Raw genomic sequence first — 16495 nt, 5'->3', positions numbered from 1 at the left:
TTTAATAAAACGATTTACAAAAACGTTTTAGTGTTTTTTTTAGCAACAATTATTATTTTTAACAGTTAAAAATAATAACGCAAAATTTCCACACAATAGTCTGTAAACAAAATAGATAGCCCCAAATAAATGAGTAATGTTTTTCTGTCAAACAGCAAAAACAGCTCTAAATTTGAGAAAAATTAAAATCGTAAAAAAAGACACTCAAAAACCTTAAAAACTACCATAAGTTTAACATAAATATATGTTAACTAAAATTTATCTAATAAATTATCTTTCCGTTTCGTTTCAAAATTTCCATCAAGAATCATTTCTTATTTTTTCTTTATTTTGAAACTCATTAGACAAATCATTTTCACTTCTATTACACGTTTTTTTATCAATTTTGAAAAATGTAATTGTTTTTTTACAATTATTTTTTTCGCAACAAAAAAAAACAAAAGCTGACTAATTATTTATCTAATTTTTCTTTAGTTTTTCTTTAGTTTTTAAAATAACGTATCAGAATAAAGACTTTAAAATGATATTTTTAAGCTCAATTAGTTAGTCAGAAAACCACCCTGGCCTCTGTATAATTTAATTGGCGCGTCTAATGTAACTTTAATACAAGTCACATATTTATCTGCAACATTCTCTGGTAAATTAATGTAAACTAGTCCCGGAACAGCACTCCAGGAAATCTTCCCAACTACTTTATGAGTCAGCTTTGTATTTGATCCCAAAACAGTAATATCCGTAATTTTATTATCAAGCCCTTTTAGCATCAGTTCTCCGGAAGTTTTTCCATGAACAAATAAATAAAGCGTTTTTGAATCTTTAGAAAGTGTAGTTGGCCCATAGAAATGTCCCAATGGAATTCCCGGAATAGTTCCAAAAATCCCTTCACCGTTTCTTCTGTTCCAATCACCAAGCTCTTTCAGGGTAGAAACAACGGTTTCAGGATATGTTCCGTCAGGTTTAGGTCCTATGTCTAATAATAAATTTCCTCCGTTTGAAACCGCATCCACAAAAATTGTGATGATTTCATAAGGTGTTTTCCAATTCGTATCACTCACACGATATCCCCAGTTTTCGTTCATCGTCATACATAACTCCCACCATTTGAACGCAGGACGCACCACAGGAAAATTTTGTTCAGGAGTATCATAATCTCCATATCCTTGCAAACGTCCGTTGATAATTGTATTTGGGTTTCTGTCTAACAATATCTTACGTGTTTTTTCGGCTTGCCATTCCTCTGCACTATGCTCCCAATCCCCATCGAACCACCACAAATCCGGATTATACCAATCTGAAATTTCTTTGATTTGTCCTTGGTAAAACTTTTGGAAACGTTCCCAACGAGCTGGTTCTTTTTTGATATCATAACGTGATTTATCTTTCAAAAAACCGGGATAATCATTGTGTGTCCAGTCGATTAAGGAAAAATAAGCGCCACATTTAATATCTCTTTTACGCAATTCTTCAAAAAAGGGTTTCACCATATCTTTTTTAGCTGCACAGGTTTTTACCGAACTCAATTTTCCTAATTTGGTATCATACATCGCCACACCATCATGATGTTTTGTTGTAATTACCGCATATTTTGCCCCTGAATCTTTGATCATATCTGCCCAAGCAGCAGGATCATATTTACTCAAAGTATAGCTTTTTTGTTGTTTCATATAATCCTCAACAGAAATTTTTCCGTTGTGAAAACTCCAGGATTCAGAAACATCAGCAACTGAATAAATTCCCGCATGAATGAAGATTCCTAATTTAGCATCTTCAAACCATTTCATTTTTTCAGCGATATCTTTTGCAGCAATTTTGTTCTGCGCAAAACCTGTGATAGTAGTTCCAACGACTAAAGCTGCTAAAATTATTTTCTTAATCATTTCTGTTTTTTTTAATATTTATTATTTTATTCTGATCGTCGTTGCTGCCGATTGTAATCCTTCACTTTGCGCTTTTACCGTAAATTGTCCTTTTTCTCCTTTTTTCGCTTTAACTATTACTAAAACTTTTCCGTTATAAGCAGGTCTTTCGGCACTTTGAAAAGGCACAAAACTCGTTGCATCTCCATTATCAGTTGCTACGATTTCTCCAGCACCTTCAATCGAAAATTTAACTAATGGGTTTGCACGAGGAACCATCAAACCATTAGAATCAGTAACATCAACCGTTACAAAAACCAAATCAACATCGTCTGCAAGGGCTTCTGTTCTATCTGCTGACATTTTTAATTTTGTTGCCGTTCCAGTAGTTTTAACAATATCAGTCGCCCAATTTTTACCATTTTTGTAACAGACAACTTTTAGTTCGCCGGGAGTATAAATCACATCATCCCAAGTCAAACGGAAATCTTTTCCTGCTGTCATTTTCTTTCTTCCGAGACTTTTTCCGTTAAGAAACAACTCTCCCTCATCTCCCGAAGTGTAAACGTGTACCGGAACTATTTTCCCAACACGTTCGCTCCAATTCCAATGTGGCAAAATATGAGCTGTTGGAACATCTGGTCTCCAATGTGATTTGTAAATATAATAGCGGTCTTTGGGGAAACCAGCCAAATCGATAATTCCGAAATAACTACTTCTTGATGGTGGATTACTTTTTTGCAATTCTGCCAATTTCGCTTCTAATTCTGCTTGTTTTGAAGGATCAGTTCTAAAATTCAATAAGTTTGTTTCATCTGAATTGTAAGGTGTTGGTTCTCCTAAATAGTCAAAACCTGTCCAAACATATTCTCCTAATAAATGCGGATACTTTGCATTGGTACGAAATTGCGTATCAGGCGAACAACCCCATCCCGGGAATGCATCATCGTAAGACGAAATTTGCCAAGACATTTTGTTGTATTTATCGTCAAAGAAATATTCTCCTCGAGAACTTACAGTTGAAGCTGTTTCACTGCCAAGTGTTGGTTTATTTGCATATCTTGGATCAACATCCCATTTTGGCTGTTGGTCGAAAAAGTAATTCACTCCCATAATATCCAGTGCAACGGCCGCTCCAGAGCCTCTTCCTCCATCTGGATCATTATATCCATTTGAAACTGGGCGTGTTGGATCTTCCCGACGCATAATATATGCCAATTCTTTGGTCAGTTTTACGTTTTGCTGATCTGGAACTTCATTCCCAATGGACCAAATAAATACCGAAGGATTATTTCTGTCTCTATGTACTAATGCTGCTAAATCTTTTTCATGCCACTCATCAAAAATCACGTTGTAATCTAATTTTTTCTTACCAATTTTCCATGCGTCGAAAGCTTCATCCCAAACCAGGAATCCCATTTTATCTGCCAATTCTAACAATTCCGGAGCAGGAGGATTATGAGAAGTACGCAAAGAATTACACCCCATTTCTTTTAGCATCACCAATTGCCTTTTCAATGCCGAAGTATTGATAGCAGCTCCTAAAGCACCTAAATCATGATGGTTACAAGTCCCGAAGATTTCGACTCTTTTTCCGTTTAAAAGAAATCCGTTTCTTGGTGTAAATTCGATAGTTCGAACACCAAAAGGAGTGTTATAAGTATCCACTACTTTTCCGTCAACACTAACTTTAGTTTGCGCCACATAACGATTTGGCGTTTTTAAATCCCATAATTTAGGATTGTTTAAAACCGAATGTGTTTCTGCTTCTTCCGTTCCGTTGGCTTTGATTTCAATAGTTGAAGGAATTAAGGAACCTACTTTTACTTTGGGCGTGTTATTGATGTCCATTTCGTATAAGTCGGTTGTAACAACTGCTTTTACGTTTTTATTTGTTGCATTGTCAACTTTTACCAATACTCTGATATTAGCTGTTTCTTTGGTAACATTTGGAGTTGTTACATAAGTTCCCCAATGCCCAACATGTACCGAATTGGTTTTTACCAACCAAACATGGCGATAGATTCCTGCTCCGGGATACCAACGAGAATCCCAGTTTTCAGTATCTAAACGAACGGCTAAAATATTTTCCTGTCCAAATTTTAAAAATGGAGTCAAATTCATTCGGAAAGAATTGTAACCATAAGGCCAGGTTCCCACATAATTTCCATTCAAATAAATTTTGGCATTGGCCATAGCACCATCAAAATCAACAAAAATCTCTTTGCCAGAGTCTGAAGCGGGAACAGTAAAATGTTTGCGGTACCAACCTATTCCTTTCCATGGTAATTTCCCGGTTTCTCCTCTTAATTCAATTCTAAAAGGCCCTTTGATAGCCCAATCATGTGGTAAATTTAATTTTTCCCAATTGGCTTCACTTATAGAAACAGCTTCTAAGTTTTTCGGCTCTTCTTTAACCAATCCATCAGCCTGAGATCCGTATCTTGAAAAAAGCCAATTATCATCAAATGACTGAGTATCGGTCGAGCCCATTCTCACTATGGCCGTATTCTGCGAAAATGCAGATAGTCCAATCATCAAAAAGAAGAATAGTAAAACAAGTCTATTGTTCAGTGAAAATATCTTTTTATTCTGGTTCATCTTATGTAATTATTCTGGTTTGGTTTGGTTTGGTTCTGTTCGCAAAACGAACGGCATTGCGGTCAATTATCTTTTATTCAATATTCATCTCTATTTATTACTATTTTAATTTGTTCCTTGGTTATTTTGAACATCATGATTCTGAATTTCAGCTTCTGTTTAACTACAGGGAACGGTCTAAATGTGTATATCCTCCATCTACATAAATCAACTGACCTGTTGTATGACTTGATTTGTCAGACAATAAAAAGACAGCCATATTGGCGATTTCCTCTGCAGTTGTCATTCTATTTTCGAACGGAATTCTGGCCGTGATTTCTTTTAATTTTTGCTCTGGATTTTCGAGTGTTTTAATCCAGACATCATATAATGGCGTGTAACATTCTGCCACTATAACCGAATTTACACGTATTCCGTATTTCAATAATTCAACAGCCCATTCGCGGGTTAAAGCATTACGTCCACCGTTTGAAGCTGCATAAGCCGAAGTGTTTCCTTGTCCGGTATCGGCAGTTTTTGAACCAATATTTACAATTGCACCTTTTGTTTTTTTCAACTCAGGCAAAGCATATTGGGCCATTAAATAATAATGAACTAAATTTTTATGAATCGATGCCATAAATTTTTCGTAATCCCCACTTTCTAGTCCAACACCATCATTGACACCCGCATTATTGATTAATCCATCTATACGACCACAAAGCTCAATTACTTGATTTACGGCAATTTTGCAAGCCTCTGGATTAGTCAATTCGGCCACGACTGATAATGCTTTTCCTCCTTCAGCTTCTATTTCTTTAATTGCAATTTGATTATCGGCATCAGCTCTTCCTACAATCACAGGAATTGCTCCTTCAGAGGCCAAAACTTTACAGATCCCAAGTCCTATTCCTTTTGCTCCACCGGTTACGATAATTATTTTGTCATTAAGGTTAAGATTCATTTGCTCTCTATTTAAGTTGGATAGTTATTTTTTTTCTAAAACACAGATGAGTTTAATAATTACTCTTTTAAATGATAAAAATTACTTGCATTTTTACTCCAGAATTTATCTTGATCTACTTTTAAAAATTTCGAAAAATACTGCTCTACAATCTCACATGATTCGGCATAAGATGCTGCGAGTAAACTCACTGGCCAATCACTGCCAAACATTAGTCGATCAATTCCAAATACCTCAGTAACCACATCTAAACAATAGGTAAAATCAGTAGCTGTCCAATTATTCCAGTCGGCTTCGGTGGCTAAACCGGAAACCTTACACATGACGTTAGGATATTGTGCAATGGTTCTAATCCCTCTTTCCCACTCGCTGAAATCCTTATTTTTGAAATCCGGTTTCGCCAAATGATCTATAACAAATTTTTGTTCCGGAAATTTTGCCACTAGTTTTGCTACATTCTCTAAATGTTTTGGAAAAACCAAAATATCATACGTGAAATTGTATTTTCCTAATTTTGAAATTCCGTTCTGAAAATTTTCCATCAACATAAAATCAATACCCGCTTCTGCCTGAATGATATGTCTGAATCCTTTTAGCTTTTCATATTTGTTATAATATTCCAAACGATCTTCGATATTTTCAGCACACAAATCAACCCAACCTACAATACCTTTGATGAAATTATTGTCTTTGGCTAAATCCAAAAGAAAGTGAGTTTCATCTTCACTCTGATCCGCCTGAACAGCTACACATCCTTCAAAATGATTTTCTAATAATAATGGTTCTAAATCCGAGGGCAAAAAATCTCGTTTGATCACTTTCATTTCTTCATTGATCCAGGCATCTTTTACAGGATGATATTTCCAAAAATGTTGATGGCTATCTATTTTCATGTAAATCAAATATTTTATCCATCAGCATCCATTTTTCACCCTCTTTTGCCCAAGGAAGCGCTTTTTGATATTTCCACATCAGTTCTTCCCATTTCTGAACCACTAGATTATTAGCATCCATCTCTCCTTTTCTTTGAAAAGTAAAAGTTTCATTGGCCTCGATAATCATAAACATTCTATTACCAATACAATAAATATCAAGATTTTCAATCCCCGAATTGGTAATACTTTCTGTGATTTCCGGCCAAATCTTTTCATGATATTTCTTGTACTCAGCCATTAATATTGGGTCTTCATTCAAATCTAATGCAAGACAATATTTTTGAGTTACCATATTATTTTATTTAAAGTTTTAGATTTAAAAACCTAAAACTATTGATTATCAATTAAAAAACAATTCAAACTAAAGACTCAGATGAAACTATTGATATCTTTTCGTTTTCTGCTTTTATATAATACCTCATTATTAAGAACTCAATACCTCTTAACTTTAATTAAAACAGGCACTTTTACTAAATCGTTTTATGTTGACGAGTACACTTTTTTAATACAATCTTAAAAAAATAAAATTATTGCATTATTACGTTTTATTTTAGTTCAAAATTATCATTAATTAAGCATTTATTATCTTTACATATAATTTCACAAAAAATAACAAAATAAGTAGCTATTTTAGTATTATTTTAATCAATTATAAAAAATAAATCTAATTTATAGAATAAAGACTCTAAAAAACTTAGCTGTAATTTATAAGAAATAAAACAGATTCAATAAAAAAAAGTTCCAAATCACAGCTTTTATACTATTAATAATATTAGTGATATATCCCAATCAAGAATCGAAATATACCGCCAGGCACTAAATATTGGTAGTCACAGCAAATATTAATTTGCAAAAAAGAAGCACAAAGTTTACACTATAGCTTTTTTTCTATATTCTTTAGGAGTTGTTCCCATTAATTTTTTGAACAGCTTATTGAAGTTTGAAGCTGTTTTATAGCCACATTCATAGGCAATTTCCGAAATACCCAAATCAGTTTCAATAAGATACTTACAAGCATTTGACACTCTGATTTCATTGAGATATTCTACAAAAGGTTTTTTGGTTTTAGCTTTAAACATTCTACAAAAAGATGTAGGTGTCAGATTCGCAATTTTAGAGATTTCATCAAGCGATATTTCCTCTTTATAATTCGACTTCACATATTGAAAAACCTCAGCAAGTCGGTCGTTTTTATTATCCTCACTAACTGAGACATACGAGTCATCATTAATATACCTCAGGTCTTTGCTTTTCGACAAAAGAAACAAAATTTCAATGAGTCCCATGATAACTTCAAAACCTTTCTTTTTGAGCAATTTTTCCATTTTTTTCGAAACCAATGCGTTTGTCTGCCCGCTAATCGACACTCCTTTTACGGCCTGAGCAAGAAATTTTTTAACCTCCTGAGCTTCCGGTAACTCAAAAAACGAGTTTCCAAAAAGATCTCTGCTAAAATAAATCACCATCGCCTTAGCTTTTAAACTATTAATTCCTTTGTAAAAAATTTCATCATTAAGCCAAACATGCGGAATATTATCTCCAAGAAAAACCATATCACCAGCCTCAAACGATTCGACTGAATTTCCGATAATTCGTTTTCCATGACTCTCTAAAATATAAACCAACTCAAATTCCGGATGCGAATGAAAAGGAGATTGAAAGAAAGATTCTTCACGAGAAAATATAGACAGTGATGTATTCGTGTAAGAAGCGATATTTGTTTTTACAATTTTCATTTTAAGAATACTAATGATAATTAATAATTAAATAATGATAAAATTGAAGTAATTACTAAATTGATTTAAATATAATTTTATATTTCCTAAAAAAACAAAAATAACAAAAAATGTTTAGCAGGGAACTAAATCGTTTTATTAAGATCAAAATAGCTAAAAAAAGTGGGAAATAAGTCATTTATTTGCTAATGACTGAACTACCAAAACATTAGAATTTTTATCCTTAAAAAGCAAAAAATCGTCTATAATTGAGCAAAAAACAGCTATAAAGACTAAAAATCATCCTTTTTTACTCAAAACAGAGTGGTCGATATTAAATTACTAATACGATTTAGCAATTAAACAAAAACACATACTTTTAACATCAAAAGTAAAAACGATAAAACAAATAACATTAGTTTAATAAATAAAACATATTCTTTTAGCTACAATCATAATTAGGCTACAACATAAAAAATAATAAAAGGATAAATAATAAAAAGATGGAAAAAAGATTTGCAATAGCAATGGATGTTGGAGGTTCGCATATTACGACCGCAATTGTTGATCTAAGTGAGATGAAAGTTTTTGAAAACTCCTTTTTTAAGGTTTCTTTCGATTCTAATTTACCTTGTAAAGAGGTAATGGATTATTGGGAAAATGCTATTCGTACTTTATGGGGGAAATCTCAAGTGGAAAAATTATCCGGAATCGCCTTGGCTGTTCCCGGACCATTTGATTACGAAAATGGAACCTGCTGGATTAAAGATCAGGATAAATACGATAATTTTTATGGACTGAATATAAAAGATCTACTAAGAGAGCGTTTCGATTTTGATCTGGACTTCCCTATTGTTTTCGAAAATGATGCTAAAAGTTTTGGAAAAGGTGAACTTTACAAAAACATAAAAAACCTTCCTAAAAAAGTAATGGCAATTACCTTAGGAACAGGCCTTGGTGCTTGTTTTATCGAAAATGGAAAAATTGTAAGCACTGGCAATAATGTTCCTGAAAATGGTGAAATCTGGAATCTTCCCTACAAAAATGGTATGGCTGAAGATTCTGTATCACTAAGAGGATTACTTTCTAATTATCAAAAATTAAGCGGTATTCAATTGAACAACGGTCTTGAATTATACCTTTTGGCAATTGATGGAGATCAAAAAGCAATACAAGCTTTTCATAAATTTGGAGAAGATCTGGCCGAGATTGTACTTCCGTGGTTAAAAAGCTTTAATGCTAATATGTTGTTTATTGGAGGAAAAGTATCAAACGCAGAAGACTTATTTCTGAATATTTTTAGAGAAAAAGTAAAAAATGCAGGAATTGAAATTGAACTGGTAATCTCAACTGACAATGAAACTACTGCTTTATTAGGAGCTGCCAGCTTACTTTACAAGGCTTAACAATGAAATAGTTTAAAAATATAAGAATCGATTTAAAATAAAAAGGATATGACAAATCGTAGAAATTTTCTAAAAACAACTGCAATGGCCTCGGTTGCTGTAGCATTAAGTTCTTTCACTGGGAAACCAGAAGAGAATGAAGATCATGTTGACAACCTTTCTGATGGAAAAATAAGAAAACCTATTGTGCTTTCTACCTGGAATTTTGGTCTGAAGGCCAATGAAGCTGCCTGGGAAGTATTGAAAAAAGGAGGTCGTGCCTTAGATGCTGTAGAGGCAGGAGTAAAAATCCCGGAAGGTGATCCAACAGAAAGAAGTGTAGGTTATGGCGGAAGACCCGATAGAGACGGCCGGGTAACATTAGATGCTTGCATCATGGACGAAATGTCAAATATTGGTTCTGTGGGTTGTCTTGAATTTATTAAACACCCTATTTCTGTTGCGCGTGCTGTGATGGAAAAAACGCCTCACGTTATGTTAGTTGGCGATGGAGCGCTTCAATTTGCGTTATCACAAGGTTTTCCAAAAGAAAATCTACTGGTTCCTGATTCTGAAAAAGAGTGGAAAGAATGGTTAAAAACTTCTGAATATAAACCAATTGCTAATATCGAAAATCACGACACTATCGGAATGATCGCTTTAGATGCTGATGGAAATCTTTCTGGAGCTTGTACTACAAGTGGAATGGCGTTCAAAATGCACGGACGTTTAGGAGATTCTCCAATAATCGGCGCTGGTTTGTATGTTGACAACGAAATTGGAGCCGCAACCGCAACTGGTCATGGTGAAGAAGTAATTAGAATCTCAGGAAGTCACTTGGTTGTTGAATTGATGCGTCAAGGGAAATCTCCTCAAAAAGCGTGTGAAGAAGCTGTTTTGAGAGTCGTGAAACTGATGAAAAACAGAAATAAAAATTTAAAAGATATTCAGGTTGGATTTATTGCTTTAAATAAAAAAGGCGATTATGGTTCTTATTGTGTTCAGAGCGGTTTTAACTATGCTGTTTATGACCAAACCGGAAACAGATTGATTAATCCTGAGTTTTATATAAAATAGTTGATCACTAAAGCAAAAAAAGGACTTAACAAAAAACCAAAATGAAAAATAAATTCAAGTTAATATTTACGACATTTGTCTGCATCGTTACGTTTTCTGCTCATGCACAAGGTGATTTTAGCATGGAAGCTAACAAATCAGAAGAAGCTGGCTATGTTGCACCAAAAGATCCATTGGTAAAAGCAAATCTTGAAAAATGGCAAGGTTACAAATTTGGTGTATTAATCCATATGGGACTTTATACGCAGTTGGGAACCGTAGAATCGTGGGGGTTGGCTCCGGAGGATTGGGTAACCAGAGACGGTTACGACGATTATTATAAATACGCTACTGATTATAGAAATACAAAATACAAATTGAATCCTACGAATCTGAATTCTGAAAAATGGGCGAAAATGTTCAAAAATGCGGGTGCAAAATATATGATTTTCACCTCTAAACATCATGATGGATTCTGCATGTATGATTCAAAATATACCGATTTTAAAATTACCAATCCGGAATTGCCTTATGCTAAAAATCCAAAAGCGGATGTATTAAAAGACGTCTTAGATGCTTCAAGAAAAGAAGGATTGGCAGTGGGTGTTTATTACTCAAAACCAGACTGGAGTACAGAAACCTTTTGGTGGTCTTATTATCCGCCAAAAGACAGAAACCCTACTTATGACATCAAAAAATTTCCAGAGAGATGGCAAAGTTATGTACAATACACACAAGATCAGTTGAACGAACTGACTACCAATTACGGAAAAGTTGATATTCTTTGGCTTGACGGATGTTGGGTACGACCGCTTTCTACCATTAACAAAAAAGTAGAAGAATTTTGCAAATATCCTTATGATATGGATATCAATATGAAATTAATTTCGGAAACGGCTCGCAAAAAACAACCTGGAATGTTGGTTGTAGATCGTTGGGTTCCCAGCGAATATGAAAATTATTTGACGCCTGAGCAAAAAACACCTGAAAAACCTTTAGCCGTGCCTTGGGAAAGTTGTATTACTCTTGGCGGAGCTTGGGGATGGGTACCAAATGATCACTATAAATCATCTAAAGAAGTAATACAATTAATGACTAATATTGTGGTAAAAGGCGGAAACCTATTACTGGGAGTTGGACCCGATGCTAAAGGAGAATTTGATCCTAAAATTGAAACAACTTTAGCCAACGTAGGGAAATGGTTATCTGTAAACGGCGAAGCTATTTATGACACTAAACCTGTTGCTCCATATTTAGATGGAAAAGTGGGTTATACTCAAAAAGGAAATGCAATTTACGGAATTTACATGCCTGCAAAAGACGAAAAAGAATTGCCTGCCGAAATAATCATCAAAACCAACACAAAAGACAATTTAAAAGTCACTTTATTAGCCAATAAACAAAAATTGACCAGTAAAAAAACAGACGGCGGAATTATCGTTACCATTCCACAAGAGCTGAGAACTTCTCTAGCCAATCAGGAAGCGGTGGTAATTAAATTAAGTAAATAATTCATTCTAATAAACAATGAAAAAACAATTATTAACCATTTTAGGATGTTTCATCTTTTTGTCAATGACGGCGCAGAAAATTGGTCCACCAGCTCCTTATGGAGCTTTACCAACTGAACCGCAATTGCAGTGGCAGGAATTGGAACAATATGTTTTGGTGCATTTTACGCCAACGACTTTTCAGAATAAAGAATGGGGATATGGAGATGCCAATCCTAAAATTTTCAATCCTGCGAAATTTGATGCGAGTCAAATTGTGAATGCTGCTAAAGATGGCGGTTTTAAAGGGGTAATTTTTGTGGCCAAACATCATGACGGATTTTGTTTATGGCCAACCAAAACAACTTCTTACAACATTAGCGCAAGTCCTTTTCGTGATGGAAAAGGCGATATGGTGAAAGAATTTGAAGTTGCTGCGCGCAAGGCCGGAATGAAATTCGGTCTTTATTGTTCGCCTTGGGATCGAAATAATGAAGATTATGGAAAACCTGAATATGTAGAAAAATACCGCAATCAGTTAAAAGAATTGTATTCTAATTATGGCAATCTATTCATTACCTGGTTTGATGGTGCAAATGGCGGAGATGGTTATTATGGTGGTAAAAATGAAAAAAGAAATATAGACCGATCTACCTATTACGGCTGGGATACTACTTGGGGAATATCTCGCGAACTACAACCCGGAGCTGCTATTTTTGCTGATAATGGTGATGTACGCTGGGTAGGAAATGAAAGAGGTTTTGCAAATGAAACTTCTTGGGAAACTTTTACACCAGAACCAATAGCGGGCAAAACGATAGCTGTTCCCGGAGAAACTGATTCGGATAAAGCTCAGAGCGGAACACGAAATGGTAAATTCTGGAAACCGGCTGAATGCGATGTACCTCTTAGAAATGGCTGGTTTTATCATGCCAATGAAGACAATAATGTAAAATCAGTTTCGGAGTTATTTGAAATTTACTTGAAATCTGTTGGAAGAGGCGCTGGTATGGATATTGGAATTGCACCAAATACAGAGGGTTTATTGCACCAAAATGATGTTAAGTCTTTGAAAGATTTTGGCGCTTTTTTAAAAAAACTGTTTGCTGATAATCTTGCACAATCGGCCGTGATTACTGCTTCGGAAGTTCGAGGTGAAAATCAAATATTTTTCGGAACTAAAAATCTTACTGATAATGATCGCTATTCGTACTGGGCAACCAGTGATGAAGTAAAAAAAGCGGCCCTAACTTTAGAATGGCATAAGGAACAAACCTTTAATATCATTCGTTTAAGAGAAAATATCAAATTAGGCCAGCGCATTGAAAAAATCGAAATTGATGCTTTTATCGCTGGAATATGGAAAAAAGTAGGCGAAGCAACCAGTATTGGCGCTAACCGATTAATACGTTTGCCAAATTATATCACAACTTCAAAATTGAGAATTTCTATTAAAGAATCTCCCGTTTGTATTGCTTTAAGCGATGTTGGTGTTTTTAGCGAGCCAGAACTATTGCCAATTCCAAAAATTAAAAGAGACAAAGACGGAAATATTTCGATCACTACCGAAACAACTGTAAATCAAATTCGCTATACAATTGACGGAACAGAACCTACTGTAACATCTCCAATTTATGTAAACCCATTTCCATTTTTAACCTCAGGTGATCTAAGAGTCAAATCTTTTGGAACAGATATGAAATCTGGTGAAACTGCAATTCAATCCTTCAATCTTTACAAAAAAAACTGGAAAATAGTTACCGCCTCTTTTGAAAATGAACAAAAGGAACAAGCCATAAATGCTATTGATGAAAATGCCGAAACTTTTTGGAGTACCGCTGATAATACATCCTTAACACCTTTACCACAATTCATGGTTATTGATATGGGGCAAGAAATGGAAATCACATCTTTATCCTATTTGCCACGTCATAACGGAACGGGCGGAATTGTGAAAAACTACCAATGGGAAATAAGTACTGACGGTATAAACTGGAGAACTGTTGCCGAAGGTGAATTTGCCAATATAAAAAGTAATCCTGTTGAGCAAAACATCACATTAAGAACATCGGCGAAAGCCAGATATCTTAAATTTGTTGGGAAAACCAGTGTGGATGGAAGATATATTTCTGTTGCTGAAATTGGGGTAAAAACAAAATAATCCTGTCTTTTTTCAGATAGATTACAATAAAAAAAATGCCATTCGCTGCAGCGAATGGCATTTTTTTTATTGTCTTTTCTCTATAATCTTTACTCTTTTCTCTCTATTCTTCCTATTCCTGAATCACTTTCAGCGTTGTTCCGTTTACAAAATCATCATGTGACATAAAGAAACTATTCAGGCTTTTCCCATTTAACTGAATGTCTTTGATTTTCCCGTCAGTATTGATTTCTCGTTGAATTACGATATTTTCTTTCTTGTAATATCTTGGATCTAATTGAATCGTTATTTTATCAAACATTGGTGTTGTAATGGTATAAATTGGATCTCCAGGTGATATTGGATAAAATCCCATCATAGAATACACCAGCCAGGCCGACATGGTTCCTGTATCATCATTTCCTGGTAATCCCTTTGGTTCATTTTTGAAATGTTCTCTCACTAATTTCTTCACCATTTCCTGACTCTTCCACTCCTCACCTTTTATATAATTGAATAAATAAGGATAAGCAATATCCGGCTCGTTTGCCATATCAAACTGTTTGATGTCAAAAACTTTTTGCAATTGATCAGAGAAAGGTTTATCACCCCCCATTAATTTTATCAATCCCCTGATATCATGTGGAACCATAAAAGCATATTGCCACGCATTTCCTTCGATAAACCCAACATTTGCCTGAAAATTAGCTCCTGCTATAGGATCAAAAGGTTCGTACCAATTGTCGGTAGCTGTTCTTGGTCGAAGTAATTTTAAATCTTTGTCATATAATTTTCGGTACGATAAGGAACGTTTGGTAAAACGCTTATAATCTTCTTTTTCACCCAAAGCCTTGGCTAAAAGTGAAATCGCATAATCTGAAGTATTATATTCTAACGTTGTAGAAACAGGTCCAGGGTAATTGGTTGATAAATATCCTTTGTCGAGATATTCTTTAAGTCCTGGACGCAATGGATTATCCTCAACTTGATCTGCACCTTTTAACATTGCATGGTAGGCTTTGTAAATATCAAAATCCTGAATTCCTTTTAAACAGGCATCTACAATAACTATACTTGCAGGATCTCCAACCATTGTAAATGTTTCTGTCGAATTCAATTCCCATTTTGGCAACCAGCTGTTTTCATCATACATTTCCAACATGCTTTTTATCATATCCGATTGTTGCTTAGGATAAACCAAAGACGTTAAAGGATGCATGTTTCGGTACGTGTCCCACAAAGAAAATACCGTATAACGCGTGTCTGCGGTTTTTCCGATCTTGGTTCTTTTTATTCGGGGATATTCTCCATTAATATCATTTAAAGTATTAGGATGAATTAAAGTATGATACAATGCTGTATAAAAAATAACTTTATCCTGATAGGAGCCACCTTCGACTAAAATTTTAGAAAGCTCCTTGTTCCATTCGTCATACGTTTCTTTATAAACGGTGTCAAATGGTTTATCTCCTGTTTCTTTTTCTAAATTCTCACGGGCATTTTCGATACTTACATACGAAACTCCAATTTTAACCTCAACTGTTTCTTTTTTATTAAATTGGTAGGTAAAATAAGTTCCGATGCTATCTCCAACGACTGTTTTAATGGTATTTTTCATCATTCTGGTTTTACCATTGTAGCCCATCCATTGTGCTTCTACGCCTTCGTATTTTGGTGTTTTTTTCCAAACTCCATAATGATCTGCCGGTTTAGAAAATTTTGCTACAAAATAAACCGGATAAGCATCTTCAGGGCTATTATAACAAAACGAACCCACAGAACGCATTCCTTCTATTTCTGTTGAAGAAACTACTTTTACCATAGCGCCTTCTTCGTTTGTTAATCCTAAACCAAGATTCAATAAAATATTAGATTTTCCTTTAGGAAAAGTGAATCTGCTTACTCCTACTCGCTTCGAAGCCGTAAATTCTCCCTTAACTTTATATTTATCAATATCTACGCTGTAATAAGCTGTTTTGGCAACTTCTTTAGAATAAGTTGAACCATATTTTAAATGATTGGTTTCGACCTCTCCGGTTGTTGGCATTAGTAAAATCACGCCTAAATCAGGACAGCCAACACCACTTAAATTCACCTGACTAAATCCTGTTAAAAATGTATTTTCATTTACATAAGGATTAGACAACCATTGGCTGTCTTTTTCTAAAGGCCGATTTTGAGGTCCCGCTACATTAAACGGACTAATACTTGCCATCCCTCTTGGTGCAATTGGCCCCGGAAAGGCAGCACCATAATTTGAAGTCCCAATAAATGGATTTACAAAATCTGCGGGCTGTTGTGCAAAAGTATTTATGCTAAAAAACAGCATGCAAAAAATACATGCTGTTTGTAATGTTATTCTCATATTAAAAAT

At 34.7% G+C, this 16495-nt stretch carries 11 protein-coding genes; 4 read left to right on the top strand and 7 right to left on the bottom strand.

What is annotated here, in order from left to right:
* Positions 1–539 precede the first annotated feature (539 nt).
* The 6 genes from LPB88_RS02955 to LPB88_RS02930 all read right to left on the bottom strand — a co-directional run bounded on the left by LPB88_RS02955 (position 540) and on the right by LPB88_RS02930 (position 8071).
* Positions 540–1877, bottom strand: a complete 1338-nt coding sequence (locus LPB88_RS02955; protein WP_230712302.1) for an alpha-L-fucosidase — start codon at positions 1875–1877, stop codon at positions 540–542.
* Positions 1878–1898: 21 nt separating this feature from the next.
* The gene (galB, locus tag LPB88_RS02950; protein WP_230712301.1) at positions 1899–4457 is read right to left on the bottom strand and encodes a beta-galactosidase GalB; all 2559 of its coding nucleotides are present in this window, start codon (positions 4455–4457) and stop codon (positions 1899–1901) included.
* 163 nt (positions 4458–4620) lie between these two features.
* Positions 4621–5400, bottom strand: a complete 780-nt coding sequence (locus tag LPB88_RS02945) for an SDR family oxidoreductase (protein WP_230712300.1) — start codon at positions 5398–5400, stop codon at positions 4621–4623.
* Between the two features lie 59 nt (positions 5401–5459).
* Positions 5460–6293 (bottom strand): amidohydrolase, encoded by an 834-nt coding sequence (locus LPB88_RS02940; protein WP_230712299.1) that lies wholly within the window; start codon positions 6291–6293, stop codon positions 5460–5462.
* The gene (locus LPB88_RS02935) at positions 6280–6627 is read right to left on the bottom strand and encodes an L-rhamnose mutarotase (RefSeq protein ID WP_230712298.1); all 348 of its coding nucleotides are present in this window, start codon (positions 6625–6627) and stop codon (positions 6280–6282) included. Before LPB88_RS02935 ends, LPB88_RS02940 begins: the two co-directional genes overlap by 14 nt.
* A gap of 577 nt (positions 6628–7204) precedes the next feature.
* Positions 7205–8071 (bottom strand): AraC family transcriptional regulator, encoded by an 867-nt coding sequence (locus LPB88_RS02930; protein ID WP_230712297.1) that lies wholly within the window; start codon positions 8069–8071, stop codon positions 7205–7207.
* 482 nt (positions 8072–8553) lie between these two features.
* On the opposite strand from LPB88_RS02930, the gene LPB88_RS02925 reads away from it, so the two are divergent.
* From LPB88_RS02925 to LPB88_RS02910, 4 genes are read left to right on the top strand one after another with little or no spacing between them, the layout of a single operon-like run.
* Positions 8554–9456, top strand: coding sequence for an ROK family protein (locus tag LPB88_RS02925; protein WP_230712296.1), 903 nt, complete (start codon positions 8554–8556; stop codon positions 9454–9456).
* Between the two features lie 48 nt (positions 9457–9504).
* On the top strand, positions 9505–10512 hold the full coding sequence (locus tag LPB88_RS02920; protein WP_230712295.1) for an isoaspartyl peptidase/L-asparaginase: 1008 nt from the start codon (positions 9505–9507) through the stop codon (positions 10510–10512).
* A gap of 41 nt (positions 10513–10553) precedes the next feature.
* Complete coding sequence (locus LPB88_RS02915) at positions 10554–12002, top strand: alpha-L-fucosidase (protein ID WP_230712294.1); 1449 nt, start codon at positions 10554–10556, stop codon at positions 12000–12002.
* Positions 12003–12018: 16 nt separating this feature from the next.
* Positions 12019–14142 (top strand): alpha-L-fucosidase, encoded by a 2124-nt coding sequence (locus LPB88_RS02910; RefSeq protein WP_230712293.1) that lies wholly within the window; start codon positions 12019–12021, stop codon positions 14140–14142.
* A gap of 112 nt (positions 14143–14254) precedes the next feature.
* Here LPB88_RS02910 and LPB88_RS02905 read toward each other — a convergent pair whose 3' ends face one another.
* On the bottom strand, positions 14255–16486 hold the full coding sequence (locus LPB88_RS02905) for a GH92 family glycosyl hydrolase (RefSeq protein WP_230712292.1): 2232 nt from the start codon (positions 16484–16486) through the stop codon (positions 14255–14257).
* Positions 16487–16495: the final 9 nt, after the last annotated feature.

This window comes from Flavobacterium sp. JAS, from assembly GCF_020991455.1.
Lineage (GTDB): Bacteria > Bacteroidota > Bacteroidia > Flavobacteriales > Flavobacteriaceae > Flavobacterium.
This window is presented reverse-complemented; position numbering and strand designations above follow the sequence as displayed.